This window comes from Conservatibacter flavescens (assembly GCF_002795425.1).
Taxonomy (GTDB): domain Bacteria; phylum Pseudomonadota; class Gammaproteobacteria; order Enterobacterales; family Pasteurellaceae; genus Conservatibacter; species Conservatibacter flavescens.
In genome coordinates this window covers 1-25,486 of record NZ_PHHA01000010.1, presented here as the reverse complement: position 1 = coordinate 25,486, position 25,486 = coordinate 1, and the positions used below count along the sequence as shown (strand labels likewise).

General features: G+C 39.6%; 23 protein-coding genes and 1 pseudogene. 12 read left to right on the top strand and 12 right to left on the bottom strand.

Going from position 1 to position 25,486, the window contains the following annotated elements:
- Nucleotides 1-4 precede the first annotated feature (4 nt).
- Nucleotides 5-337, bottom strand: a complete 333-nt coding sequence (locus tag CVP05_RS05725) for a DMT family transporter (protein WP_100288650.1) — start codon at nt 335-337, stop codon at nt 5-7.
- The gene (locus CVP05_RS05720; protein ID WP_100288619.1) at nt 334-2,265 is read right to left on the bottom strand and encodes an ABC transporter ATP-binding protein; all 1,932 of its coding nucleotides are present in this window, start codon (nt 2,263-2,265) and stop codon (nt 334-336) included. Before CVP05_RS05720 ends, CVP05_RS05725 begins: the two co-directional genes overlap by 4 nt.
- A gap of 80 nt (nt 2,266-2,345) precedes the next feature.
- Here CVP05_RS05720 and CVP05_RS05715 point away from each other — a divergent pair, with 80 nt between their 5' ends.
- From CVP05_RS05715 to uhpT, 8 genes are all read left to right on the top strand, one after another.
- Entirely contained in the window at nt 2,346-2,963 is a 618-nt protein-coding gene (locus tag CVP05_RS05715; protein WP_100288618.1) for a MarC family protein, read from the top strand.
- A gap of 129 nt (nt 2,964-3,092) precedes the next feature.
- Nucleotides 3,093-3,857, top strand: a complete 765-nt coding sequence (locus CVP05_RS05710) for an ATP-binding cassette domain-containing protein (protein WP_100288617.1) — start codon at nt 3,093-3,095, stop codon at nt 3,855-3,857.
- A complete protein-coding gene (locus CVP05_RS05705; protein ID WP_100288616.1) occupies nt 3,857-4,741 on the top strand; it encodes an iron-siderophore ABC transporter substrate-binding protein in 885 nt (294 codons plus the stop codon). The genes CVP05_RS05710 and CVP05_RS05705 overlap by 1 nt, the downstream gene beginning before the upstream one ends.
- Nucleotides 4,735-6,699 carry a Fe(3+)-hydroxamate ABC transporter permease FhuB gene (gene fhuB, locus CVP05_RS05700; RefSeq protein WP_100288615.1) on the top strand — a complete coding sequence of 655 codons (1,965 nt, stop codon included), beginning with the start codon at nt 4,735-4,737 and terminating at the stop codon, nt 6,697-6,699. Before CVP05_RS05705 ends, fhuB begins: the two co-directional genes overlap by 7 nt.
- Nucleotides 6,700-8,370: a multidrug ABC transporter permease/ATP-binding protein gene (locus CVP05_RS05695; RefSeq protein WP_100288614.1), complete on the top strand. Its 1,671-nt coding sequence runs from the start codon at nt 6,700-6,702 to the stop codon at nt 8,368-8,370. It abuts the gene before it with no gap.
- A 24-nt stretch (nt 8,371-8,394) separates the two neighbouring features.
- Complete coding sequence (locus CVP05_RS05690) at nt 8,395-10,479, top strand: TonB-dependent siderophore receptor (protein WP_100288613.1); 2,085 nt, start codon at nt 8,395-8,397, stop codon at nt 10,477-10,479.
- A 172-nt stretch (nt 10,480-10,651) separates the two neighbouring features.
- Nucleotides 10,652-11,761 carry an ABC transporter substrate-binding protein gene (locus CVP05_RS05685; RefSeq protein WP_100288612.1) on the top strand — a complete coding sequence of 370 codons (1,110 nt, stop codon included), beginning with the start codon at nt 10,652-10,654 and terminating at the stop codon, nt 11,759-11,761.
- A 189-nt stretch (nt 11,762-11,950) separates the two neighbouring features.
- Nucleotides 11,951-13,324 carry a hexose-6-phosphate:phosphate antiporter gene (uhpT, locus tag CVP05_RS05680; RefSeq protein WP_100288611.1) on the top strand — a complete coding sequence of 458 codons (1,374 nt, stop codon included), beginning with the start codon at nt 11,951-11,953 and terminating at the stop codon, nt 13,322-13,324.
- A gap of 92 nt (nt 13,325-13,416) precedes the next feature.
- Here the strand turns inward: uhpT and CVP05_RS05675 are convergent, their stop codons facing one another.
- The 9 genes and pseudogenes from CVP05_RS05675 to CVP05_RS05645 all read right to left on the bottom strand — a co-directional run bounded on the left by CVP05_RS05675 (nt 13,417) and on the right by CVP05_RS05645 (nt 20,543).
- A complete protein-coding gene (locus CVP05_RS05675) occupies nt 13,417-14,145 on the bottom strand; it encodes an SDR family oxidoreductase (RefSeq protein ID WP_100288610.1) in 729 nt (242 codons plus the stop codon).
- Between the two features lie 33 nt (nt 14,146-14,178).
- Nucleotides 14,179-14,466 carry a PTS sugar transporter subunit IIB gene (locus tag CVP05_RS05670; protein ID WP_100288609.1) on the bottom strand — a complete coding sequence of 96 codons (288 nt, stop codon included), beginning with the start codon at nt 14,464-14,466 and terminating at the stop codon, nt 14,179-14,181.
- A 38-nt stretch (nt 14,467-14,504) separates the two neighbouring features.
- Entirely contained in the window at nt 14,505-15,470 is a 966-nt protein-coding gene (locus CVP05_RS05665; RefSeq protein ID WP_100288608.1) for an ABC transporter permease, read from the bottom strand.
- A 9-nt stretch (nt 15,471-15,479) separates the two neighbouring features.
- Nucleotides 15,480-15,629, bottom strand: coding sequence for a hypothetical protein (locus tag CVP05_RS12770; protein WP_243389211.1), 150 nt, complete (start codon nt 15,627-15,629; stop codon nt 15,480-15,482).
- A gap of 90 nt (nt 15,630-15,719) precedes the next feature.
- Nucleotides 15,720-15,827: pseudogene (locus tag CVP05_RS12890) on the bottom strand (hypothetical protein); the annotation flags it as partial.
- Nucleotides 15,828-15,845: 18 nt separating this feature from the next.
- Nucleotides 15,846-16,976 (bottom strand): sugar ABC transporter ATP-binding protein, encoded by a 1,131-nt coding sequence (locus CVP05_RS05660; RefSeq protein WP_207761352.1) that lies wholly within the window; start codon nt 16,974-16,976, stop codon nt 15,846-15,848.
- A gap of 63 nt (nt 16,977-17,039) precedes the next feature.
- Nucleotides 17,040-17,996, bottom strand: coding sequence for a substrate-binding domain-containing protein (locus CVP05_RS05655; RefSeq protein ID WP_100288607.1), 957 nt, complete (start codon nt 17,994-17,996; stop codon nt 17,040-17,042).
- 103 nt (nt 17,997-18,099) lie between these two features.
- Nucleotides 18,100-19,701, bottom strand: coding sequence for a xylulokinase (locus tag CVP05_RS05650; RefSeq protein ID WP_100288606.1), 1,602 nt, complete (start codon nt 19,699-19,701; stop codon nt 18,100-18,102).
- Between the two features lie 62 nt (nt 19,702-19,763).
- Nucleotides 19,764-20,543 carry an SDR family oxidoreductase gene (locus CVP05_RS05645; protein ID WP_100288605.1) on the bottom strand — a complete coding sequence of 260 codons (780 nt, stop codon included), beginning with the start codon at nt 20,541-20,543 and terminating at the stop codon, nt 19,764-19,766.
- A gap of 200 nt (nt 20,544-20,743) precedes the next feature.
- Here CVP05_RS05645 and CVP05_RS05640 point away from each other — a divergent pair, with 200 nt between their 5' ends.
- Nucleotides 20,744-21,871, top strand: a complete 1,128-nt coding sequence (locus CVP05_RS05640) for an ROK family transcriptional regulator (protein WP_100288604.1) — start codon at nt 20,744-20,746, stop codon at nt 21,869-21,871.
- 85 nt (nt 21,872-21,956) lie between these two features.
- Here the strand turns inward: CVP05_RS05640 and gmhB are convergent, their stop codons facing one another.
- On the bottom strand, nt 21,957-22,505 hold the full coding sequence (gmhB, locus tag CVP05_RS05635; RefSeq protein WP_100288603.1) for a D-glycero-beta-D-manno-heptose 1,7-bisphosphate 7-phosphatase: 549 nt from the start codon (nt 22,503-22,505) through the stop codon (nt 21,957-21,959).
- Between the two features lie 185 nt (nt 22,506-22,690).
- Between gmhB and metN the strand changes: the two genes are divergently transcribed.
- Genes metN through CVP05_RS05620 form a run of 3 tightly spaced genes read left to right on the top strand, consistent with a single transcriptional unit; the run spans nt 22,691 to nt 25,207 of the window.
- Entirely contained in the window at nt 22,691-23,728 is a 1,038-nt protein-coding gene (gene metN / locus CVP05_RS05630; protein WP_100288602.1) for a methionine ABC transporter ATP-binding protein MetN, read from the top strand.
- Nucleotides 23,718-24,395 (top strand): methionine ABC transporter permease, encoded by a 678-nt coding sequence (locus CVP05_RS05625; RefSeq protein ID WP_100288601.1) that lies wholly within the window; start codon nt 23,718-23,720, stop codon nt 24,393-24,395. The genes metN and CVP05_RS05625 overlap by 11 nt, the downstream gene beginning before the upstream one ends.
- A 23-nt stretch (nt 24,396-24,418) precedes the next feature.
- Nucleotides 24,419-25,207 carry a MetQ/NlpA family lipoprotein gene (locus CVP05_RS05620; protein WP_100288600.1) on the top strand — a complete coding sequence of 263 codons (789 nt, stop codon included), beginning with the start codon at nt 24,419-24,421 and terminating at the stop codon, nt 25,205-25,207.
- Nucleotides 25,208-25,486 lie beyond the last annotated feature (279 nt).

Below are 25,486 nucleotides of genomic sequence, written 5' to 3'. Positions count from 1 at the left end.
TACTTTAATGCACACTACTTTTTGAAAACAGATTAATCACCGCTACCCCGCTTATGATTAGTGCTATCCCGATAATGGCGGCGACATCGAGTTTTTGTTTAAACCAAATTACTCCCACCGCTGAGATAAGAACAATTCCCATACCGGACCAAATGGCATACACGATGCCCACGGGCAACATAGTCATCACTTTTGAGGCAAAATAAAAGGAAAGGGCGTATAAGGACAACGCACCAGCGGTATGCCAAGGTCTCGTAAAGCCTGCACTTGCGTTTAATAAGCTGGTTGCGATAACCTCAATCACAATTGAAATAGTGAGTAATATCCACGTCATTATGCTTCTCCTAATATTTGTTCCAATTCTTCCTGTAAGCTCAACCATTGTGTTTCGGTATTTTCTTGTGATTTTTTATTTTCTGTTTGTTGTGCCAAAAGTGCGGTGAGTTTTTCTTTATTTTCTGCTAAATACAAATCCGTATCGGCTAGCTGAGTTTCAATGTCCGCTAATTGTGCTGAAAGCGTATCCATTAGGTTTTCTAGTTGGACAATTTTTTTACGAATTGGTGCGGTTTGTTGGCGTAATTCTGCTTCCCGACGTTTCTGATCTTTTCGATTTTCATGGGAGTTTTCTTTTATTTTGAGTTCATTTTCTTGGTTTTTAACCGCATGATTACCATTGTTTACCTCATTAAGCCATTTTTGATAGTCGTCTAAATCGCCTTTAAATTCTTCGACTTGCTTATCATGGACGAGATAAAATTCATCGACGGTATTACGTAATAAGTGTCGATCATGGGAGACTATAACTAACGACCCTTGATAATCGACTAAGGCCTCAGTCAGGGCTTGTCGCATATCTAAATCAAGATGGTTGGTTGGCTCATCTAGCAGTAATAAATTTGGTCGCTGCCAAATAATCAGGGCCAGTACTAATCGTGCTTTTTCACCACCAGAAAAGTGGTGTACTGTTTGATGGACTTTATCACCATGAAAGGCAAATTGGCCAAGGTAATCACGTAATTGTTGTTCGGTGTGCTGGGGTGCAAGCTTTTGTAAATGCCATAAGGCAGATTCATCAGCGCGAAGTGTATCGAGTTGATGTTGAGCAAAATAGCCTAATTGCACACCTTTTGCCAATTGAATATGGCCGGATAGCGGAGCTAACTCACCGGCTAATAACTTGATTAATGTGGATTTTCCGGCGCCGTTTTTCCCTAATAAACCGATGCGAGATCCCGGCACTAAATTCAGTTTAATTTTTTGTAGGATTTCTACATGATCTTCGTTGTGTTGATTGTGATATCCGGCACTCACTTGTTCCATCATTAATAATGGATTGGGTAAGGCAAGGGGCGCGCGAAATTCAAAATGAAAAGGCGTATCGACATAAGCTGGCGCAATTAGCTCCATTCGTTCGAGTGCTTTGACTCGACTTTGTGCTTGTTTTGCTTTGCTTGCTTTGGCTTTAAAGCGATCGATATATTTTTGTAAGTGTGTAATTTTTTGTTGCTGTTGCCGATAAAGTGCATTGTGTTGTGCCAATTTTGTGGTACGTTGAATTTCAAATGAAGAATAATCACCGGTGTATTCATTGAGTTGCTGATTTTCAATGTGCAAGATTTTATTTACAATGGGATCCAGAAAATCGCGATCGTGAGAAATCAGAATTAATGTGCCGGGATAGTTTACTAGCCAGCGCTCCAACCAGATAACCGCATCTAAGTCTAGATGGTTCGTGGGTTCATCTAATAACAAGAGATCTGAGGGACAAAGTAGCGCTTGAGCAAGATTTAAACGCATACGCCACCCTCCGGAAAAGGACTTAACGGAATGGGTTAATTGCGCTTGTTCAAAGCCTAAACCGTGTAATAACGCAGAAGCGCGTGCTTGAATCGTCCAAGCATTGATGGTATCGAGTTGGGCATGTATATGTGCAATTTGTTCACCATCATTATGTTGATTCGCTTGTGAAAGTGCTTGTTGTAAGCGGCAATATTCTCGGTCGCCTTCAATTACATAGTCTAAGGCGGAAATATCTAAGGCTGGCGTTTCTTGGTTTACCCATGAGATAGACCAATTGGCTGGATATTTAATGTCGCCACTTTCGGCAGACATTTCGTTTTTGAGTAAAGCAAATAAACTGGATTTTCCACATCCATTTTTACCGACAAGCCCAACTTTTTGGCCAGGGTTGATCGTTGCATTTGCTTGTTGTAGTAATTCAACTTGCCCGCGTTTTAAGGTTAAATTTGTGAAAAAAATCATTATCTATACTTCGCTTTGTTGTAATATAATTAAACTCTGTTACTTTTGCTTATTATTTTCTATTTTATTGAGTTTGCCAAATGTTTGATTCACTTATTGTTCAATTTGTTGTTCTTTGGGCGGTTATTGACCCCATTGGTTCTGTTCCTGTTTACTTAGCGAAAACAGTTGGATTACCGGTTGATGATCGTCGAAAAATTGCCCGTAACGCCATTTTAATTTCAGCGGGTATTTTAATTTTCTTTTTAGTCGCAGGACAATTTTTACTTGAAGCAATGCAAATTCCGCTTACAGCATTTCAGATCGCCGGCGGTTTGGTCTTGTTATTGTTTGCATTAACGATGATTTTTGGTGAAAGTAAACCAGAACAAGAGATTCGTCTCTCTTCAAGTTTAAGTGAGTTGGCGGTATATCCTCTAGCGGTGCCTTCCATTGCATCACCAGGTGCGATGATGGCAATTGTGTTATTAACGGATAACCATCGTTTTAGTTTGCTCGATCAATCATTTACCGCATTGATTATGTTGTCAGTGTTATTAATTACTTACTTATTATTCCTCGCGGCTAATAAGATTCAACGAATCATTGGTAATACGGGGGCGGCTGTGATTAGTCGTGTTATGGGACTGATTTTGGCTGCAGTTGCGATTAATAATATGTTAGTGGGTATCCGAGATTTCTTTACTCAAGTCAGTTGATAGATGTCGAGTTTCCATAGGCGCGTTATACGCGCCTATTTTTTTTGCTCTATAATGTGTATTTAAATTGAAATCGTTCGCATTTAAGGATAGAATCTCGCCATCTTTTTCCGTCAATCTTGGGGGCATATGTTTCAGTTAAAGCAGGTTTCTTTTTCCCTTCCTCACCGCATGTTATTGCACCCAGTAGATTTGGCGTTTGAACAAGGAAAAGTATATGGCTTGATTGGCCATAATGGTTCGGGTAAATCGACATTAATCAAATTAATGGCGCGTCAGCAGCCGTTAAGCTCGGGAGACATTTTAGTGAATAATACGCCTATCCAGCAATGGAGTAGTCGTGAATTTGCGAAACAAGTGGCCTATTTACCACAACATTTGCCAACAAGTACACAGTTAACTTCACGGGAGCTCATCGCGATGGGGCGTTATGCGTGGAATGGTTTATTTGGTCGTCAAACTGAAACCGATAAACAGGTTATTGAGCAGGCAATGTCCCTAACAGATACTTTCAAATTTGCTGATCAACTGGTTGATACATTATCCGGTGGTGAGCGTTCACGTATTTGGCTGGCCATGTTATTGGCACAGCAAAGCCAATTTTTATTGCTTGATGAACCTTTGGCTGCTCTTGATATTGCCCATCAAGTAGAGGTGATGCAATTGATTCATCAATTGAGTCGAGAATTAGGATTAGGCGTTGTGATTGTGATTCATGATATTAATTTGGCATCATATTTCTGTGATCATCTGATCGCATTACATAGTGGTAAACTATTAGCGCAGGGGAATGCAGCACAGATAGTCAATACATCATCACTACAATCTATTTATGGTATTGAACTCAATGTCATGCCACATCCCAAAACGGGGCGGCCGGTGAGTTTTTATTAATGAAAAAAATTTATTTCATACTGACCGCACTTTTCCTTTCTTGCCTGAGTGTCGCGGCTACCAGTGCGACGGAAAGACAATATGCGACTTTAGATTGGACTGTGGCAGAAACATTAATTGCTTTGGGTGAAAAACCGGTGGCTATCGGTGATGTGGCTGGTTATCAAAAATGGGTAGTTGAGCCACAATTACCAACAACAATCTTAGATTTAGGCATTCGTCATCAACCTAACCTAGAACAATTAGCTTGGTTAGCCTATCAGACAAAAGGGCAGTCATTGTATTTTATTAATACCTCATTTTACGCTGGGTCACAATCCACCTTATCGCAGTTTGGTACGGTCAAGAATGTCGATTTTTATGCGCCCGGAAATGCTTGGCAAAATGTGAAGAATGCAACATATGAGGTAGCAAAATTGATTGATCGTCCGGAAAGTGCGGTGACATTATTACAAGAATTTTCACAAAAATTGACCGCACTTCGTCAACAAGCGACACCGTTTATTCAACGTCCTATTGCATTAGTGCAGTTTATTGATACTCGTCATTTACGAATTTACGGAGAAAATAGCCTCTTTGGAGAGGTATTACGACAGCTGGGTTTCCAAAATGCATGGAATGGCACACATAACCATTGGGGATTTGAAACGATCACCATTGCACAATTAGCACAGTTACCGAGTGAAAGTCGTTTTGTGGTAGTGAAACCTTATCCCTCTAATATCGCTCAAGCCATGACACATAATACCTTGTGGCAACATTTGCCTTTATCGCAAAATACACTGATTTTACCCGCAATTTGGACTTTTGGGGGTGTGCCTTCAGCGTTACGTTTTGCGGAAGTGTTTGTGGCTTCCCTGCAACATGGGGGTGAGGCATGGTAAAACCAATGAATATGTTTTTTTATGGTTTGTTTGCACTATTTGTCGGGTTGAGTGTCGGATTATTTGGTGTGCAATTGCCTGATGGTGTCAGTATTTTTCAACTATTTCAGTCAACGGATAACCTCGAGTTATTATTGATTCAAAGTTATACCTTGCCTCGTGTTGTGATGGCTTTATTGGCTGGTGGCGCGTTAGGGTTTGCAAGTTTATTGCTGCAACAAGTTATGGCGAATCCATTGGCATCAGATAACACGCTAGGTATTAGTAGTGGCGCTCAATTAACTCTATTTTTAACGGCAATTTTTGTACCGAGTTGGCTGGATTTCGGAAGTAGTATCATTGCGTTAGTTGGAGCGTTTATTAGCTTGTTTTTCGTGTTTTGCTTAGCATGGCGCAAAAGTTTATCGCCTTTGTTATTGATTTTAGCAGGCTTAGTATTGAACCTTTATTTTGGGGCATTTTCGGCTTTAATGTTGTTATTTTATCCCGAAGAGTCAAGAGGATTGGCGCAGTGGGGCGCTGGTTCATTAGTACAAGAATCTTGGCATGATAGCCAATGGTTAAGTTTGCAAATTTTATTAATGGGCATGATTATTTCGGCTTTTTTACGCCCGTTAACGATTTTGTCATTAAATGAAAGTAATGCGGTGAGTTTGGGGGTGCCGGTCAACCGTCTACGTTTTATTGGTGTGATGGTGGCTTCTTACTTAATCGCTTGTGTCGTGAGTTCAGTCGGGATGCTTGGTTTTATTGGCTTGGCTTCCGCAACGATTGTACGTCAATTGGGGATACGTACTTTTACATTCCAGTTAATAGCTTCTTTTGTAACAGGGGCCTTATTATTAGGCGTTACAGATGTCTCCCTACAATTTTTAAGCTTATGGAAAGGGATCAATTTACCAACTGGCGCGGTGACAGCATTGTTAGGTACGCCTTTGCTATTATGGTTGATGTTTCGTGCGATGCCACATTCAGGGCGTTTAGTCGAACAAATGCCAGAAAAAATTCGTCGATTTTCACCGCACTTTTTAGGGATTTTATGCCTAATTGTTATTGCTATTTGTGTCTTAGCATTATGGGCAGGACAAGGCGGAGAGGGTTGGCATTGGCAAGTTAATGATGATTTACAAGCGGTATTGTGGCAATTGCGTTATCCACGAGTCATGGTCGCAATAGGCGTGGGTATCTTACTGGCGGTTGCGGGCGTATTGTTACAACGCTTGACCCTCAATCCAATGGCGAGCCCTGAATTATTGGGGGTTTCTTCGGGAACGGGTATGGGTATCTTACTTGTGCTATTTTTATTCTCCACTCAGGCCATACAATGGTTTTGGTTAGCGGGAATTGGCGGGGCATTATTGGCGTTATTTGTGTTGTCATCAATTAATCAGCGTAATGGCATGTTACCCGAAAAAGTGTTATTAACAGGGATTTCTCTCTCTGCGTTATTTGATACATTACAACGTCTTGCTATTGCTGGTGGCGATCCTCGAGCAACCCAGTTTATTTCATGGGCAACGGGATCAACTCAGCATATTAATGCGGACTTTGCCTTACCTTTTTTTATATTGAGCCTAACATTATTCCTTATCAGTTTTCTATTTAGTCGCTGGTTAGCGTTATTAGCGCTACAAGCCCCTATGGCACAAGCGTTAGGCTTAAACTTAAAAAAAGTGCGGTGGATTTTGATCTTTTTTTCCGCCATATTGACCGCTCTGGCAACATTGATTATTGGTCCACTCAGCTTTATTGGTTTATTCGTTCCTCACCTTGCACGCTTTTTAGGTGCGTATAAAGTGCCTCAACAAATTTTGGTGTCCGCATTGATTGGAGGAGGTATGATGGTGCTTGCAGATTGGATTGGCCGCCAATGGTTATTTCCTTACGAGGTACCAGCAGGTTTAGTGGTCACATTATTGGGTGGCGCATATTTTTTAGTCATGATGAGAAAAATATAGATGGCAATTTTTTTGAACACGTTAAAACATTACCGTTGGCATTTGGTTAGTGTCATGTTGCTGACTTTCTTATTTAGTGGGGTTGGTGTTGGCGTGTTGGCATTTATCAATAATCGGCTATTACAAACTACAGATTTGTCACAAGGTTTGTTATGGGGATTTATTGGTTTATTGCTACTATTTTTACTGACTTCAACGTTGGCACAAGTCAGTCTAACAACGCTTGGACACCGTTTTGTTTATATTATGCGCAAGCAGTTAGTGAAACAAATTCTAGATACTCAGACAGAACATTTAAATCAATTAGGGAAAGCTAAGTTATTGGCCAGTTTGTCTAGTGATATTCGGGAAATTGTGATTGCCTTTGTGCGTTTGCCAGAGTTGGTGCAAGGCTCTGTATTGACATTATGTGCCAGTGGATATCTTTATTATTTGTCAGAAAAAATCTTTTTTGTGACCGCACTTTGGTTAGGGGTGACAATTTGGGTAAGCAATTTCGTTGTGAAGAAAGTGTATAAATATTTGCATGTGATTCGTGAAACGGAAGATCATTTATATGCTAATTATCAATCTGCGATTGATGGACATCGTGAGCTTGCGTTAAATCGAGCGCGCGCGAAGTGGTATTATGAGCAAGAATTAGAGCGTAGCGTTCACAGCAAATATATTAATTCTATTTACGCGGATAGCTTACATTCTTTTGCGAATAACTGGACTAATGTAATGGTTTTAGGCGCAGTTGGTATCACTTTTTATCTCGCTTTAGGGCGAAACTGGGCAGATTTAGCAACTGCGACAACCATTGCCTTAACAATTTTATTTCTGCGTACTCCATTGATTTCAGCTGTCGGGGCTTTACCTACAATTTTAACGGCGAAAGTCGCATTAGATAAGCTTGCTACCTTAAAGCTAGCACCCTATCACGCAAATTTTGATATTGAGCAGCCATTGTCAATCAATTGGCAGGAAATCCGATTTGAGCATGTGACGTATCATTATCCTCAACAAACACGTGGCGTTGGGTTTCATCTAGAACCGATAAATTTAACGTTAAAGCGCGGTGAAATGGCTTTTTTGATTGGCAAAAACGGTAGTGGGAAATCGACTTTTTCTATGTTGCTTGCGGGGTTATTTGAACCAACTAGCGGAAAGATTTTTGTTGATGGTGTTGAAATTGATATAACCAATCGAGCAGCATATCGTGCGCAAATCTCAGCCATCTTTAGCGATTTCCATCTTTTTACCCAGTTGTTAGGTAAAGCTGGATTTGCGGATAGTTATGAAGTGGGGCAATGGTTAGCAAGGTTGCAATTAGAGCAGAAAGTGCGGGTGGAAAATAACCAGCTTTTAACGACTAATTTATCGCAAGGGCAGCGAAAACGCCTTGCTTTGCTGGTATCGGTATTAGAAAACCGGCCATTACTAATTTTAGACGAATGGGCTGCCGATCAAGATCCGACATTTCGTCGAGTGTTTTACCAAGTTTTATTGCCTTTGCTTAAAGCCAAAGGCCATACAGTTTTTGCGATTAGTCATGATGATAGCTATTTTTACTTAGCTGACCGTTTGTTTTTGATTCATCAAGGCAAGCTACGAGAGTTAGTCGGTGAAGAACGCGAAATTGCGAGTCATGATGCCGTAGAAAAATTACAAAATGAAATTCAAGATTAATCTAAACCTAAATAAGGAACTGAAATGAAAAAATACTTTGTATATAGTGCAACAGCGACAGCTGTAATGCTAGCCATGCAGCCAGTATTCGCAGAGCAAAATGATACAGAAGCCCTTGATGCGATAGAAGTCGTGGGGTCGATGAACAAATTAGAAATTAATCCTTTTGAGCAAGCGAAATCAGTCACTGTGATGAACCAAGCGGTTTTACAAGAACAGCACATTGAGAAAGCAGACGAGTTGGGACGCTACCAAGCTGGATTTACGAATCAGGCATATGGTTCAGATACCAATACAAACTGGTTTCGAATTCGTGGCACTGATGCAACTCAATCCATTGATGGTACGCCTATTTTACAACAAGGTTTTTATCAACCACATGTGGAAACATTTGGATTAGAGGCGGTGGAAATCATTAAAGGTGCAGACTCTATGACTTATGGTGCTGCGTTATCAGGTGGTTTGATTAACTATATCAGTAAACGCCCACATAAAGATCAAATTGGACAAGGTGAAGTCACCGTATTCGCGGGTAACAAGAATCAACGTGGAGTGGGAGTTGATTATACCGGCCGTTTAAATGCAGATAATTCTTTACGCTATCGCGTTGTGGGGGCGTATAGTAAGACTGACGGTGATTGGGCGGGTACTTGGAATGAAACCTACTATTTTGCGCCATCATTAACTTGGGATATTTCGGAACGAACCCAATTGACGTTATTAGGTAGCGTACAAAAAGATGTTGGCGCGCCAAGCAGTAATTTTGTGCCAATGACAGGATCGTTAATAAGAATGGACGGGCAAAAAGTTGGTGTGCATACGAATTTAGGTGATCCAAGTGTGGATACAGAGACGAATAAACAATATTCTCTAGGTTATGAATTTAGCCATAAGTTTACCGATGATATAACGTTTAGTTCTAATTATCGTTATACTTATATTGATAATTATCATTTGGGTACTTATGTTTGGTCTTATGTTGATCCTACAACATATCAGGCAACGCGTGATGCAGTATTTAATGATGGTAAAGCCACAAGTCATAGTGCAGATAATCGTTTGACTTGGAATGCAAAATTTAATGAACATATTGATAATACTCTTGTTGTGGGTGTGGATTATCGTTATCAAAAAACAGATGGGCGTTATCAATCTTATGCGCCGTTTCCACAACCATCTCCGGTCACTCCAAGTTTGGTCAATATCTTCAATCCTAACTATGGTGTAGGGGTTGATACTTCAGTTATGCCTCATGTGATGACAAAAAATCGTCAAACCGGTTTTTATTTGCAAGATAGTGTGAAATTATTTAATACTGTTGGCATTAGTGCTGGTATTCGTCATGACCGAGCTAAAAGCGAGGAGCTAAACGGGCAATCTATTAAGAAAAATCATACGTCTTATTCGGGCTCTATCATGTATTATTCGCCAATGGGGCTAAATCCATATTTTGCTTATAGTGAGTCGTTTCGCTTGCCTTCAGGCTTAAGTGGCACACAGCGATTATACGATCCACAGACGACCCAGCAATACGAAGTTGGTGTGAAATATTTACCAACTTGGTTTGATGGCTTGATTTCTGTTGCTGCCTATAAAGCGAAAGATAAAGGTGCATTAGTGTCTAATACAAATGGTACAGGGAATTCAGTTAGCGGTGATACGGCAGATCGCAAAGGTATTGAAGTACAAGTGCAAGGCAATATTACGGATAACGTGAGTGCTCAGTTAGCCTATACTTATCAAACTCGTTTTGATAAAACGACGAGTGGTAATTATTATAACCCACTTTATGCTAAACATAATGCTAGTGTGCGAGTGGCCTATAATTTCACTGATGGTGTATTATCAGGTTTAACTGCGGGAGCCGGTGTGCGTTATGTGGGTAAAAGTAAAATTGATGGGGCTTCATGGGTGTCTTATAAAGGTACAAAAGTCCCATCGTATACTGTAGTGGATTTATTTGCGCGTTACACAATTAATGAGAATTGGAGTGCCCAAGTGAATCTTGATAATGTGGGCAATCGCAAATATATCGCCGCTTGCGATGGTTCTTATTGCTATTATGGTGAGGGAATTAGTGGCACGGCAACTGTGTCATATAAGTTCTAATTCTTCACTATATTTTTGCAGAGCGAATGGTTATTGTGACTGTTCGCTCTGATTTATTATTTCTTTTTAGTAAAAAATCTATTTCATATTTCCCTATTTTTTTCATTTTTAAAAAAAGTAAAATACACGCACTTAACATTTTTTAAGTGAGATTAACAATGGGAGATTTTGTATGATTAAAAATTTAGTGACCTTAGTATTAGGTAGTGTGATTGCATTTGGTGTTCAGGCGAAAAATGGCGTTGAAACTCAAAGTTTAGATGAATTATACCAAGCCGCGCTCAAAGAAGGTGGCCGTTTGGTTGTTTACGCAGGTGGCGATACGCCTGATCAACAAGATGGCATTAAAGCGGCTTTTGAAAAACGCTTCCCAGGTATCATTTTAGATACGATTGTGGATTACAGCAAAATTCACGATGCCCGTATTAACTATCAAATTGAGGTGAAAAATGTGGTGGCAGACGTAGTACAACTACAAACCTTACAAGATTTTCCGAAATGGAAAGCCGAAGGTGTGTTAATGCCATATAAACCACTAGGCTGGGACAAGGTTTACGCGGATTTTAAAGATCAAGATGGTGCTTGGACAGGCGTGTTTGTAGATGCTTTTAGTAACGTAAACAACCAGAAGGCATTAGGAGATATTCCTGCTCCTCGTGAAGCGAAAGATTACTTAAATCCGGCTTTAAAGGGAAAAATTATCTCTACTTATCCAAACGATGACGATGCAGTTTTGTTCCAATATAAACAGATGATCGATGAAAACGGTTGGCAGTGGCTTGAAAAACTCATGCAAAATGAACCGCACTTTGTGCGTGGAACACAAGCGCCAGCGGACGATGTGGAATCTGGCAAATATGCTACCACTTTTTCAACAGACGGTATGTTAAAACCAAGTGCTGAGGCTCAATCTCAATTTATGTTGCCTGAACAAGGTGGATTTGTTGCATGGGCGCAGCGTGCGGCAATTTTAAAAGAGGCTAAACACCCAGCAGCAGCGAAACTCTATTTAAGCTGGTTATTGGATAAAGATACACAACAAAATGTGTGGTATATGTGGTCGGTGCGTGAAGATGTGCCAGCACCACAAGGCTACAAGCCAATTTGGCAATATCCAAATGCTAATTTAAAGCAGTTTGAAGCATTTATGGCAGATCGTGAAGCCGTTGAAGCATTTCGCGCTAAAATCGCTTTGTTTGTTGGTGATGTACAAGGCAAATCATCAGCGGGTGAATTAGGGTTGTTTCCAGTCAAAGCCATTCGTGCTGATGATGTTAAATAAGGCCGAAATTTTTCTTAAAAAGTGAATTTTACTTTTATAGGGAGAAATGTGAGGTATATCACATTTTTCCCTAGTAATCCCTCAATCTAGGAATAATTCCTATCTTTTATAAAAGCTTGTCTCAAGCCAATTTTATGGAAATTGCGTAATATCTGCCCAAATATCACATTGTTCTAAAAGAGGCACATTATGCTTAAATTTCTTAATGAAGTGCGTAAACCAACATTAGACCTTCCAGTGGAAGAGCGTCGTAAAATGTGGTTTAAACCATTCATGCAATCTTATTTAGTGGTTTTTATCGGTTATATGGCAATGTATTTGATTCGTAAGAATTTTAATGTTGCTCAAAACGATATGATTGAAACCTATGGTTTAACCAAAACGGATCTTGGCTTAATCGGGTTGGGGTTCTCCATCACTTATGGTATCGGTAAAACCGTAGTGTCTTATTATGCAGACGGTAAAAATACCAAACAATTTGTTCCCTTTATGCTGATTCTATCCGCGATTTGTATGCTTGGGTTTAGTGCCAGTATGGGTGGGGGAAGTGTTGCCCTATTTGGTATGATCGCTTTTTATGCATTGAGTGGTTTTTTCCAATCCACAGGAGGATCATCAAGTTATTCTACCATTACTAAATGGACGCCTCGTAAAAAACGTGGTGCGTATTTAGGTATGTGGAATTTATCCCATAATGCTGGAGGGGCGGGGGCCGCTGCGGTTGCGTTGTTTGGGGCGAATGTCTTTTTTGATGGACATGTTATTGGTATGTTTATCTTTCCATCAATTATTGCATTAATTATTGGTTTTATCGGCTTACGTTATGGTTCTGACTCGCCAGAAGCTTATGGTTTGGGTAAGGCTGAGGAGCTGTTTGATGAAGAGGTGAGTGAAGAAGATCGCCTTGCGGAAGAAGAGCAATTAACAAAATGGCAGATTTTTCAGAAATATGTGTTAAAAAATAAAGTCATTTGGTTGTTATGTTTTGCGAATATTTTCCTTTATATTGTGCGTATTGGGATCGATCAGTGGTCTCCGGTGTATGCTTATGAACAGTTAGGGTTTTCAAAAGATGCTGCAATTTCCGGTTTTGCTTTATTTGAAGTTGGCGCATTAGTCGGGACATTCTTATGGGGTTGGTTATCGGATTTAGCAAATGGTCGTCGAGCGTTAATGGCTTGTATTGCGTTAGGTTTGATTATCTTTGCGTTGCAATATTATCAATATGCAACAAATGAAATTGCGTATTTAGTTACATTATTTGCACTTGGTTTCTTAGTGTTTGGTCCTCAGTTATTAATCGGTGTCGCGGCGGTAGGATTTGTGCCGAAAAAAGGTGTCGCTGTAGCAGATGGGATTAAAGGCACATTCGCTTATTTAATTGGAGATAGTTTTGCAAAATTAGGATTAGGTATGATTGCCGATGGTACGCCTATTTTTGGTTTAACGGGTTGGGCAGGTACTTTCGCTGCATTAGATATTTCCGTCGTATGTTGTATTGTGTTATTAGCTTTTGTGGCGATTGCGGAAGAGAAAAAAATTAGAAAATTAAAAGGTAAGTAGGTTTAATTTACTCTGTCGGTAACTAGCTCGCTAAATCACGGTGTTTCAAGCAGGAACACCGTGATTTATGTTTGGTGTGTTAGGCGATATTTTTATAAATCTACTGTACTTGGCACGATAACTAAATCTCTCACGGTTACGCCTTGTCGCCGAGATACCATAAATAAAACCGCTTCTGCCACTTCGATAGGCTGCATTAAACTCCCATTTGCTAAAGCCTCTTCCATTTTGGCTTTTGGCCAGTCGTCTAATAATGCAGTTACCACCGGGCCTGGTAACACCGCACCAACTCGTACGTTATATTGTGAAACTTGACGTCGTGTTGAATGAACAAATGCCTGAACAGCAAATTTCGATGCGGTATAAATCGGCTCCCAAACCACAGGTACAACGCCGGCGATCGAACTCGTAAACACCAGATCACCTGATTTTTGAGCAATAAAGTGTGGCAATACGGCTCTGGCGGCGCGGAATGATGCATTAACATTCAGGTTTAAAACTTTATCCCACACATCCGGATCGCCTTCAGCGGCAGCCCCACCGATATAAGCGCCAGCATTCGCATGAAAAATATCCAATCTTCCGGTTAATGCTAAAATCTTGGGTAGCATTTCTTCGGAGACTTGCTGTGGATTTAATAGATCAATTTCCAAACCGAACGCGTTTTCTCCCAGCTCAGCCACAAGATCTTGTAATTTGGCACTGTCTCGGTCTATCAATACGACTTTCGCGCCTGCGTCAAGTAAGGCTTTTGCACAGGCTAATCCGATTCCTGAGGCTGCCCCTGTTATTGCGGCGACTTTTCCTGTAAGAATTGTCATATTTTCTCCTTCATGTTTCTATGTGATAAATGCTTAGATTAACGTTTTCAATTTTTCCAATATCAGGTGTGCCTTAGTGCCATAAATCAGTTGAAGTTGGTTATTTTCAGATAATACAACGCCTTTTGCGCCTAAATGTTCAAATGCTGAATAATTGATTTTATCCACATCATTTATATTCAGTCTTAAGCGGGTGATACAGGAATCTACTTGGTTAATATTTTCCTTGCCACCGCAGGCTGTAATAATGTCAGTAGCCAATGTAGATAAATTTGTTTTATCTTGTTTGTCTGTGACCTGTTTTGATTTAAATAATCCCATATGCTTACCTATTATTGATGTTTTGAAATGACTTTCACTTAACGACTTAATTGCTGTTTGTTTTTTAAACTTTCCAACAATACCGCCAAGATAATGATGCCGCCTTTTACAACCTGTTGATGGTAGCCTGGAATGTTCATTAAATTCATGACATTAGAGATAATGCTAAGAATTAACACACCGATTAGCGTATTAATGACCGTACCTCGCCCACCGGATAAACTGGCTCCTCCGATAACTACGGCTGCGATAGCATCAAGTTCAAAGCCAATGCCAAAAACAGGTGATCCTACGCCGGTACGTGTTGTTGCAAGAATACCGGCAACTGCACATGCAATACCACTGATGACATATACTGCGAATTTATAGCGTTCTACTCGGATTCCGGCAAATTGAGTGGCGACTTCATTACTACCTAAGGAGATTACCAATCGACCGAAAGCGGTTTTTTTGTAAATAAATAGCGCAAACGCTAAGATAAGGAGTAAGACCCAAAATAAAGTAGGAATATTCAATAAATTGGCGGTGCCAAAATCAGTGAAAGCGACATTGTCGATAAAGACGGGTTGGCCTTTTGAGATAATGAGGGAAATGCCTCGTGCAATGGTCATCATTGCGAGCGTGGCGACAAAGGGGGCGACTTTGAAATAGGCAATAAGAATACCTGCACCGGCACCAATAAATGCCCCTAAAGCGATGGCAAATAGGCTACTGCCGAATATGCCATAATCGGGAATCCATAAGGCGACAGCAACGGAAACTAAAGCCATGATGGAACCGACAGATAAATCAATGCCGCCGGTTAAAATGACAAATAATAAACCTAATGCAACAATACCAAGGGGAACGCTTTGTCGTAAGACGTTAGTGATATTATTGACCGTATAAAATCGATCAGATAAAAATGCAGCTGCGACTAACATCACAATAAAGAAAACTAAAGTTGAGTGAGTTAAAAGCAATGTATAGACTTTTTTGAATATGGATTCATTTGATTGGCTCATGAGTTACTCCTAATTTGTTGCTCGTTTTGGAATGGCTAAGCGCATAATATTTTCTTCGGTGATTTCATTCTCTTTTAATTCACCTGTAATATTGCCCTCACTCATTACATACACTCGATGACAGAGACCGATTAATTCGATGAGTTCAGAGGAAATCACTAATAAGCCATAACCGGTTTTCGCTAAATCTGAGATAATTCGATAAATTTCTGATTTAGCGCCGACATCGACACCGCGTGTGGGCTCATCTAAAATCAGAAAATCACAATCAGTATTTAGCCATTTTGCGAGAACGACTTTTTGTTGATTGCCACCGCTTAAGCTGGATACCGGGTCAGTTAATTTACCGAGACGGATTTGTAATAAATGTGATAATTATTCGCCAAGTTGCCGTTCTTTGGTGTGATCAATAAGGCAAAATGGGGTGATTTTATCTAGAGAAGACATTGTCATATTTTCCAAAATTGAACGAGAGAGTACTGCTCCTTGTTCTTTTCGGCTTTCAGGCACTAATCCTATGCCATAATTCATCGCATCCACGACGCTATTTAATCGTAATTTTTGTCCATCTTTATAAATTTCACCTGAGTTAAATTTATCAATGCCGAAAATACATCTTGCCACTTCGGTTCGACCTGCGCCGACTAATCCGGCTAGCCCAACGATTTCCCCTTTATTGACAGATAACGAAATATCGTTAAGTAAGTTTTTACGGTTTAGATGGCTGACTCGCAGCATTTCTATATCTTGGCAAGGCGTTTTGGCTGGATATAAACTTTGAAGCTCACGCCCAACCATATTAGTAATCACATCATCTTCGGTTGAGGTTTTAGGATCTAATTCAATAACCGTTGCGCCATCTTTGATAACTGTGATGGTATCGGAAATACGGAACAACTCTTCTAGACGGTGGGAAATATAAATAATCGTCACGCCGCTTGCTTGGAGTTTTTTCAGATTTTCAAACAAAATATCAATTTCTGGATCGGCTAATACTGCGGTAGGCTCATCCAAAATCAAAATATTGACATTTTTGGCAAGGGCTTTGGCTATTTCGACCATTTGCTGATAAGCCACACTGAGATCGCCTAAACGCATTTTCGGATCAATATGAAAACCAAGCTTTTCTAGCGCCTCTTGCGCTTTTTTATTCAGTAATTTCCAGTTGATAAATGGCCCGCCAAAAGATAAATCATCTAAAAAAATATTTTCAGCAACAGATAAATCAGGCGCTAAAGCTAATTCTTGATGGATAATCCCGATCCCCATTTCTTTACTTTGTTTGGGATTTGTAAAATGAACGGTTTTACCGTTAATTTTAATTTCACCGCCATCTTTAATGTAAATGCCCGACAGGATTTTCATTAAGGTCGATTTTCCTGCGCCATTTTCACCAATTAAGGCATGAATAGCACCGCGCTTTACATTGAGATTAATATTTTGCAAGGCTTTGACCCCGCCAAAATGTTTATAAACATTGCTGATTTCAATTGCATAATCGGACATAACTCAAGTCTCCTTATATTTTGAAAATGCCACACTGAAATGTGGCATGGGTGTTACGTAAAATTAATATAAAGAGTTTTCATCATAGACTTCATCAACATTTGATTTGTCGATGAGAAGTGGTTTAATGTAGGAATAATCAGGGAAATCACGTTTTCCGTCTTTATATTGGGTGATGATATCAACGGTTAATTTAGTGAGTTGGTTAGGGTTATTCGAAGCTGTCGCTTGTAACTCACCTCGTTTAACCGCATTTAAACCAAATTTATAACCGTCATGAGCATAGACTTTTACCTTGTCTAATTGACCGGCGGCTTTTAATGCATGAATTGCACCTAATGCCATATCATCCATTTCAGAATAAACCGCATTAATTTTGTCACCGTTGGCGACTAATGCGTCTTCCATCGCTTTTAATCCACCTTGTTGATCCCAATTTCCCCATACTTGTGTTAACACGTTGATATTACTGTGATTATATTGACGGATTTGAGAATCAAGTACGCCACGTAAGAAATTCATTCGACGATCTTCACCAACCAAATTACCTTGGCTGCCACTGATAATCACCAAATTAATTGGCTTATCTCCAAACTGTTTAACCGCTAATTCACCGATCATACGGTTATTTGCAGCGTTATTTGCCATGACTCGCGTGATAACTGGTGCATCGAGAGCAATATCGCTGTCTAAGGCAATAACAGGAATATTCGCTTTTGCTGCAGATTGTGCAATTTTAATGCCTGCAACAGGGTCTTGCGGATTGAGAACAAGAAAATCAATTCCTTGAGAAATCATATCTTCGACATCTGCAATTTGCTTAGTCATGTCACCACGCGCATCTGTTGTGATCAAATCATAACCGGCTTCTTTTGCATGGATCTTCATATATTCAGTTAAACCGTTAAAAAATGCACCATTTAAGGTTCTATTTGCAAAACCGATTTTCACTTTTTCATCTGCAACCGCTGTACCAACAAGGGATAAAGAAAGCGCAAGTGCTGTGAGTAATTTTTTCATATAAACCACCTTGGTTAATGTAAATAAAATATTATGAGATACTGACTGAACCAGAAAGTGCGGTCAGAATCCCCCATAAAATGGGATACCCCATGAATGTGAATTAGTGAAAGCTCTCTGCAAATATTGCAGCTGCACGTTCGACGGCTAATCCTGCTTGGTAACGTTGGATAAAGGTTTCATAACCCGCTACCCAATGAGGTTCTGCCTGAACGATGTTATCTACACTGTTTGCAAAGATGAGATTATCAAGATACTCCGCAAGCGTATTTTCGGTTTGATCCATATAGGCGGCTAATAATGCAATCCCCCAAGCACCACCTTCACCCGCTGTTTCTAATACGGCAACCGGTACGTTAAGTGCTGCACTTAAGACTTTTTGCGCCACACCTTTACTTTTGAATAAGCCCCCGTGAGCATAAATTTTGTCAATATTGACTTGTTCGGTTTTTGTCAATGTATCCATACCTAACTTCATTGCACCAAATGCGGTATAGAGTTGAACTAAGATAAAATTAGCAAGATTAAATTCCGCTTGAGCAGGGTGGAGAAATAACGGACAACCCGTGGTTAAATCTACACCGTGCTCACCGGAATAGAAGCAGTAAGAAAGTAAGCCACCGCCACTCGGTTCAGCGGATAGTGCCTGTTCAAATAATTTTTCATAAAGCATATCCGTACTGACTTCCGTATTAAATGTATTTAATACTTGTTTGAAAAGTTGAAGCCATGCATTTAAATCTGAACTGCAATTTTGCGAATGTGCCATGGCGACAGGATCCCCTGCTGGTGTCGTAACCATGTCTAGATCACGATAAACTTTGGATAATGGCTTCTCTAAGACCACCATTGCGAAAGCAGAGGTGCCGGCAGAGACATTCCCTGTTTTCACTTGAATGCTGTTGGTGGCCATCATACCTGTCCCCGCATCTCCCTCAGGCGGGCAAAGTGGACAGCCTGCTTGTAAATTGCCGCTAGGATCAAGCAATTTTGCCCCTTTTTCCGTGAGCATGCCGGCTGGTTGTCCCGCCACTAGAACTGTCGGCAATATTTGTTCCAATTTCCAGCTATATTGCCTTTCTGCTACCAAGTTATTAAATATTTGCACCATTTTTGCATCATAATTGCGGGTATGATTGTCGATTGGGAACATGCCGGAGACATCGCCAATGCCTAGTACTTTTTCTCCCGTCAATTGCCAATGCACATATCCTGCCAGTGTTGTCATAAAGTCAATCTTACCTACATGCTCTTCTTTATTAAGCATAGCTTGGTAAAGATGCGCGATACTCCAGCGATGGGGGATATTAAAATTTAATATATCGGTTAACTGATCTGCGGCCTCTGCGGCATTGTTATTTCGCCAAGTGCGAAACTCTGCCAGCTGGTTACTATGCTGATCAAATGGGATATAACCGTGCATCATGGCACTGACACCCATCGCTTTTAGTCGGGTTAATGTAATGCCGTATTGTTTTTTAATATTATTCGCCAACGCTTGATAACTTTGCGCCACACCCGTCCAAACTTCATCTAAAGAGTAAGTCCAGATACCGTCGATAAAATGGTTTTCCCAGTTAAATCCACCTGTTGCGAGAATCGTGCCTTTTTTATCAATCAGTACGGATTTAATTCGGGTTGAACCAAGTTCTATTCCCAAATATGCTTCACCATTTTCAATCAATGCAGAGATCGTTTGTGTCATAGTTCCTCCGTTGTAAAAGTGCGGTGATTTTGACCGCTCTTTTTAAAGAGACGAATAAAAATTTAAAAACAGGTAAATGCACCGTCTACAATAAAATCCGAACCGGTAGTAAAGCTACTGGTGTCACCCGCAAGATAAACACAGATAGATTGCAATTCTTCCGGTTTTCCCATACGTCCCATAGGCGCCATGGCATTCCATTCTTTAATTAAGGGTTGTAAATCCGGAGAATTTAAAGTGAGTTCTGTCCCGATATAACCTGGACTTAGGCTATTTACTCGCACATTATGTTTCGCCCATTCGATTGCTAAAGATTTCGTTAATTGAATGACACCTGCTTTTGACGCGTTATAAGCACATTGTGGCTGAGGAACATTAACAATATGGGCAGACATGGAGGCGGTATTAATAATCGATCCGCCTGTTCCTTGCTCAATCATAAGCTTGCCGGCCGCTTGCGCCGTTAAAAACACGCCTGTTAGATTAATGTTGATCACTTTCGCCCATTGCGCATAACTCATTTCTTCTGCCGGCACGTTGATACAAATCCCCGCATTACAAAAAGCAATGTCTAACTGCCCAAATTCTTTTTTTACTGTTTCAATTAAAAGATTCACACTTTCAGGGTCAGTCACGTCGGTTTTGACCGCAATACTTTTCACCCCATTTGTTGTGGCAAGTGCTTGTGCCGTTTTTTCTGCTTCAAGTAAATCTAAATCAGCAATAACAACATTCGCGCCAGCCTCAGCAAAGGCAATTGCTACACTTTTACCAATGCCTCGCGCCCCGCCTGTGACAAAAGCGGTTTTACCACTTAAGCGCATTTTTTCTAAGATACCCATCGTGTCCTCCAATAATATATAAATTAACTTTAATTAAGTTATTTTATTAAAGTAATTTTAGGTTACTGGGTTTATTTGCATTTAGCAAGCCACATCATTAAAATAAATTGAATAAACTAGCATTTTGTTACAAATTTGTGACAAAGATCACGATTTAGTAACAAGATGTTGCGCAGCTAAATAACACTTTAAAGAGAAAAATGGTTAATACGGTCAAAGCACAACACATCAAACAAAATAACTACAATAGTATTTATCAGTTATTTTTTTCTTACTCGCAGCTCTCGAAACCGCAGATTGCCAATTTGCTTGGTTTAAGCCTTCCTACCGTATTAAATAATATGGCTGAATTGGAACGTGAAAATAAAATTAAGGAAAATGGTGTACTGGTATCACAAGGAGGGCGTCCAGCCACAGCCTATCAGTTAGTCAATGATGCCTTTATTGCGATAGGTGTCGAAATTCAACAAAAAAGAATTAAACTTGTCGCTTTAGATCTTAATGCAAATCCAATCAAGCTGGAAAAAAAAACATTACAATATCAGCATACGCAAACGTATCTTGAAGAATTGTCTCAGATGATTAATACATTTATTGAGGCATTAGGATATGAAAAAATGCAAATTTTGGGTATTGGTATTTCTGTTCAGGGGATTGTGGGGCGAGACAGCAAATCGTTGTTATATAGCAAAATCTTAAATTTTGAACACTTTAATATTGAGACTTTGCAATGTATGCTCGATTATCCTATACATCTGTTCCATGATGTAAAATGCGCAGCGAGAATGGAACTGTGGAAAAATCAGGATTTAGATAATGCGTTTTATTTGTCTATTAGTGAACATTTAGGTGGCGCATTTATTCTTAATAACCAAATTGAAAAGGGGAAAAATAGCTTTTCAGGCGCATTGGAGCATCTACAAATTCATCATGATGGCAAATCTTGTTATTGCGGGCAGCGTGGTTGTTTAGAGGCGTATTGTTCATTATCCGCATTATTACATGATAATGAGAAATTAAGTGATTTTTTCTCGAAACTTCGTCAATCTGATCCTCAAACTACTGAGCGTTGGCAACAATTTCTACGTTATTTAGCAAAAGGGTTAAATGCAGTTTATCTCATTATTGAAAGAGATATTGTATTAGGAGGAGACATTGCGCGCTATTTGTGCCGCGAGGATATTGTTTATCTTGAGCAAGAAGTAAGAAAACTTTATCCCTTCCCATTACAAGACAATTTTATCAAAATTGCGAATTTACGCGATAATGTCACGGTGCAAGGAGCGGCATTGCCATTTATTGCAAATTATTTAGCTCAGCTCCAGTAATGAATAAAATCGCCTAAACGTCGAAGATAAAAATAAATATCATAAAATTAACCGCACTTTTGACCTTTCCAAAGTGCGGTTTAGTTTATTTGATTTTTAATATCGTAGGTAATGCGGCTATTGAATCTAATATATGATCTGCTAAATTCTCGCCTTCAGAGGTAATCGGTTTACCCGTGCGAACTAAAATATTGGTCGCAATTCCTGCAGTTTTACCGGCGATAATATCGTCAATTTTATCACCTACCATGACAGATTGTTTGGGATCAATATTGAGTTCTTTTATGCCTTGTAACAACATGCCTGCTTTAGGTTTACGACAATTGCAGTTTTGACGGAATTCGCCGATTCCTTCCGGATGATGTGGGCAATAATAAATTCCGTCCAAATCAACACCACGATCAGCTAAGGACCAATCCATCCATTCAGTGAGTTGTAAAAATTGGTCTTCGCTGAAATAACCACGTGCAATACCGGATTGATTTGTGACAAGCACTAATAAATATCCCATCGCTTTTAATTGTTGTAATGCCTCAATGCTGCCTTCGATAAATTCAAATTGATCAATGTCATGGACATAGCCATGATCGATGTTTAAAGTGCCGTCACGATCTAAAAAAATCGCTTTATTCATTTGTTATACCTACTTTGTTCTATTTTTATTGCATTATGCTATTTCTGCTTTTTTTTGGCAAATATTCTAATTAATAACCGAACATTATAAAAATATGGTGAATACTTATTGACATGGCAATCTAGACGTCTAAAATAAGTTGCATAATGCGCATTTTACTAAAACAATAATAAAAGGTCTTTTATATGATTCAGCTAAAAAATGTCAGTAAAATTTTTGACGTTTCAGGCAAAAGATTAACGGCATTGGATAATATTAATTTGCATGTTCCTAAAGGACAGATTTTTGGTGTTATTGGTGCGTCAGGTGCGGGTAAGAGTACCCTGATTCGTTGTGTGAATTTATTAGAGCGTCCGACTTTCGGAGAGGTTGTCGTTGGTGGTCAAGAGCTCACTCAACTGAGTGAACAAGAGCTTGTGCATGCTCGTCGCCATATTGGCATGATTTTTCAACATTTTAACTTGCTGAGTTCTCGTACTGTTTTTGACAATATAGCATTACCACTAGAGTTAGAAAATAAGCCTCAAAATATTATTCAGCAAAAAGTGAATGAATTATTAGAGTTGGTTGGTTTAAGTGATAAAAAAGACGCGTATCCAGCTAATTTATCGGGCGGCCAAAAACAGCGAGTTGCGATTGCACGTGCGTTAGCAAGCGATCCCAAAGTGTTGCTATGTGATGAGGCGACCAGTGCATTAGATCCTGCAACCACGCAATCTATACTAAAATTATTAAAAGAAATTAACCGCACTTTGGGCATTACGATTCTATTAATTACGCATGAAATGGATGTAGTAAAGCGTATTTGTGATCAAGTGGCTGTGATTGATAAGGGACAATTAGTTGAACAAGGCACGGTGAGTGAAATTTTCTCAAATCCAAAAAGTGAACTGGCGCAAGAATTTATTAGTTCGACCTTTCATATTAACTTGCCAGAAGAATATTTGGAAAAATTGAGTGATAGTCCAAAACACAACCAAGCATGGCCAATTATTAAATTTGAATTTACTGGGCGATCTGTTGATGCACCATTGCTTTCGCAAGCCTCAAAAAAATTTGGGGTAGAGTTGAGCATTTTAAGTTCACAAATCGACTATGCCGGTGGGGTAAAATTTGGTTTTGTGATTGCTGAAGTAGAAGGCGATGAAGATGCTATTACGCAAACTAAAATTTACTTAATGGAAAACAATGTGAGAGTTGAGGTGCTAGGGTATGTGGAATGATTTCATGGCGCAGTTAACGCCAAAAATGTGGGAGTTAGTTGCTACTTCGACATGGGAAACGGTCTATATGAGCTTTGTTGCAACCCTATTCGCAGTGGTTGTCGGGGTGCCTTTAGGTATTTTAACGTTTACTTCAGGCAAAGGACAGATTCTATCAAAGCCATCATTACATAGAATACTCAATGTTATTATTAATATTGGACGTTCTGTACCTTTTATTATCTTGCTCATTATTTTGTTACCTGTTACGAAATTTATTGTTGGAACAAAATTGGGGACGACGGCTGCAATTGTTCCGTTAAGTGTCGCGGCAATGCCATTTGTTGCTCGTTTAACCGCCAATGCCTTTATGGAAATTCCGGTGGGATTAACGGAAACAGGAAAGGCGATGGGGGCGACAAATTGGCAGATTATCCGCCGCTTTTATTTACCGGAAGCCTTGCCAATGTTAGTTAACGGTATTACCTTAACTCTCGTGACCTTAATTGGTTATTCCGCGATGGCGGGGATTGTAGGTGGCGGTGGCTTAGGTAGCTTGGCGATCAATTATGGTGAATACCGTAACATGGGCTATGTGAAATGGCTGTCTACCATTATTATTGTGCTAATTGTCATGATTAGTCAGAAAGTAGGTGATGATCTTGCTAAAAAAGTCGATCATCGTTAAATATTGATTAAGTGAGGATTATTATGAAATTAACTAAAGTATTTGCTTTAACCGCGCTAGCCGCACTCGTTTCAACCAATGCATTAGCGGAAAAAATTAAAGTGGGTGTAATGGCAGGGCCAGAACATGAAGTGGCAGAAGTTGCAGCTAAAGTTGCAAAAGAAAAATATGGCTTAGATGTAGAATATGTATTATTCAATGATTATGCATTGCCAAATTCAGCAGTATCAAGTAAAGATTTAGATGCCAATGCAATGCAACATAAGCCATATTTAGATAAAGATTCTCAAGAGAAAGGCTTGAATAATCTCGTTATCGTCGGTAACACATTTGTCTATCCGTTAGCCGGCTATTCGAAAAAAATTAAAAATGTTAGCGAGTTAAAAGAAGGTGATGTTGTTGCCGTGCCAAACGATCCTAGTAACCTTGCACGTGCATTAATTTTGTTGGAAAAACAAGGTTTAATTAAGTTAAAAGATAACACAAATTTATTTTCTACATCATTAGATATCGTTGAAAATCCGAAAAAACTCAAAATCCAAGAGGTAGACACTTCAGTAGCCGCGCGCGCATTAGATGATGTTGCGCTTGCCGTTGTGAATAATACCTATGCAGGTCAAGTTGGGTTAAACGCCTCTGAGCATGGTGTATTCGTAGAAGATAAGGACTCGCCATATGTAAATATCATCGTGGCACGAGACGATAATAAAGACAGCAAAGCTATCCAAGATTTTGTTAAAGCTTATCAAACTGAAGAAGTTGAAGCTGAGGCTAAGAAACATTTCAAAGATGGTGTTGTAAAAGGCTGGTAGTTTAATAGATAAACCCCTTTGGAATATCCAAGTGCTTTTATTGAAAGTGCGGTATTTTTTTTTGAGGATTTCTGCAGGGTATTGCTGATTAAATAGTCATTTAATCAAAAAGCGGAAAAAATTTCAAAAAAGGGGTTGCATTGATTTTGTATTTATCTATAATACGCCCCACACAACGACGCGCTGTTGTGAATGAGATTAGCGGTGCGTCGTTTTATTTTCGCTTAAATTCTTGTTTTATAGATTTGAATTTAGCGACAGTTCTTTAACAATTTATCA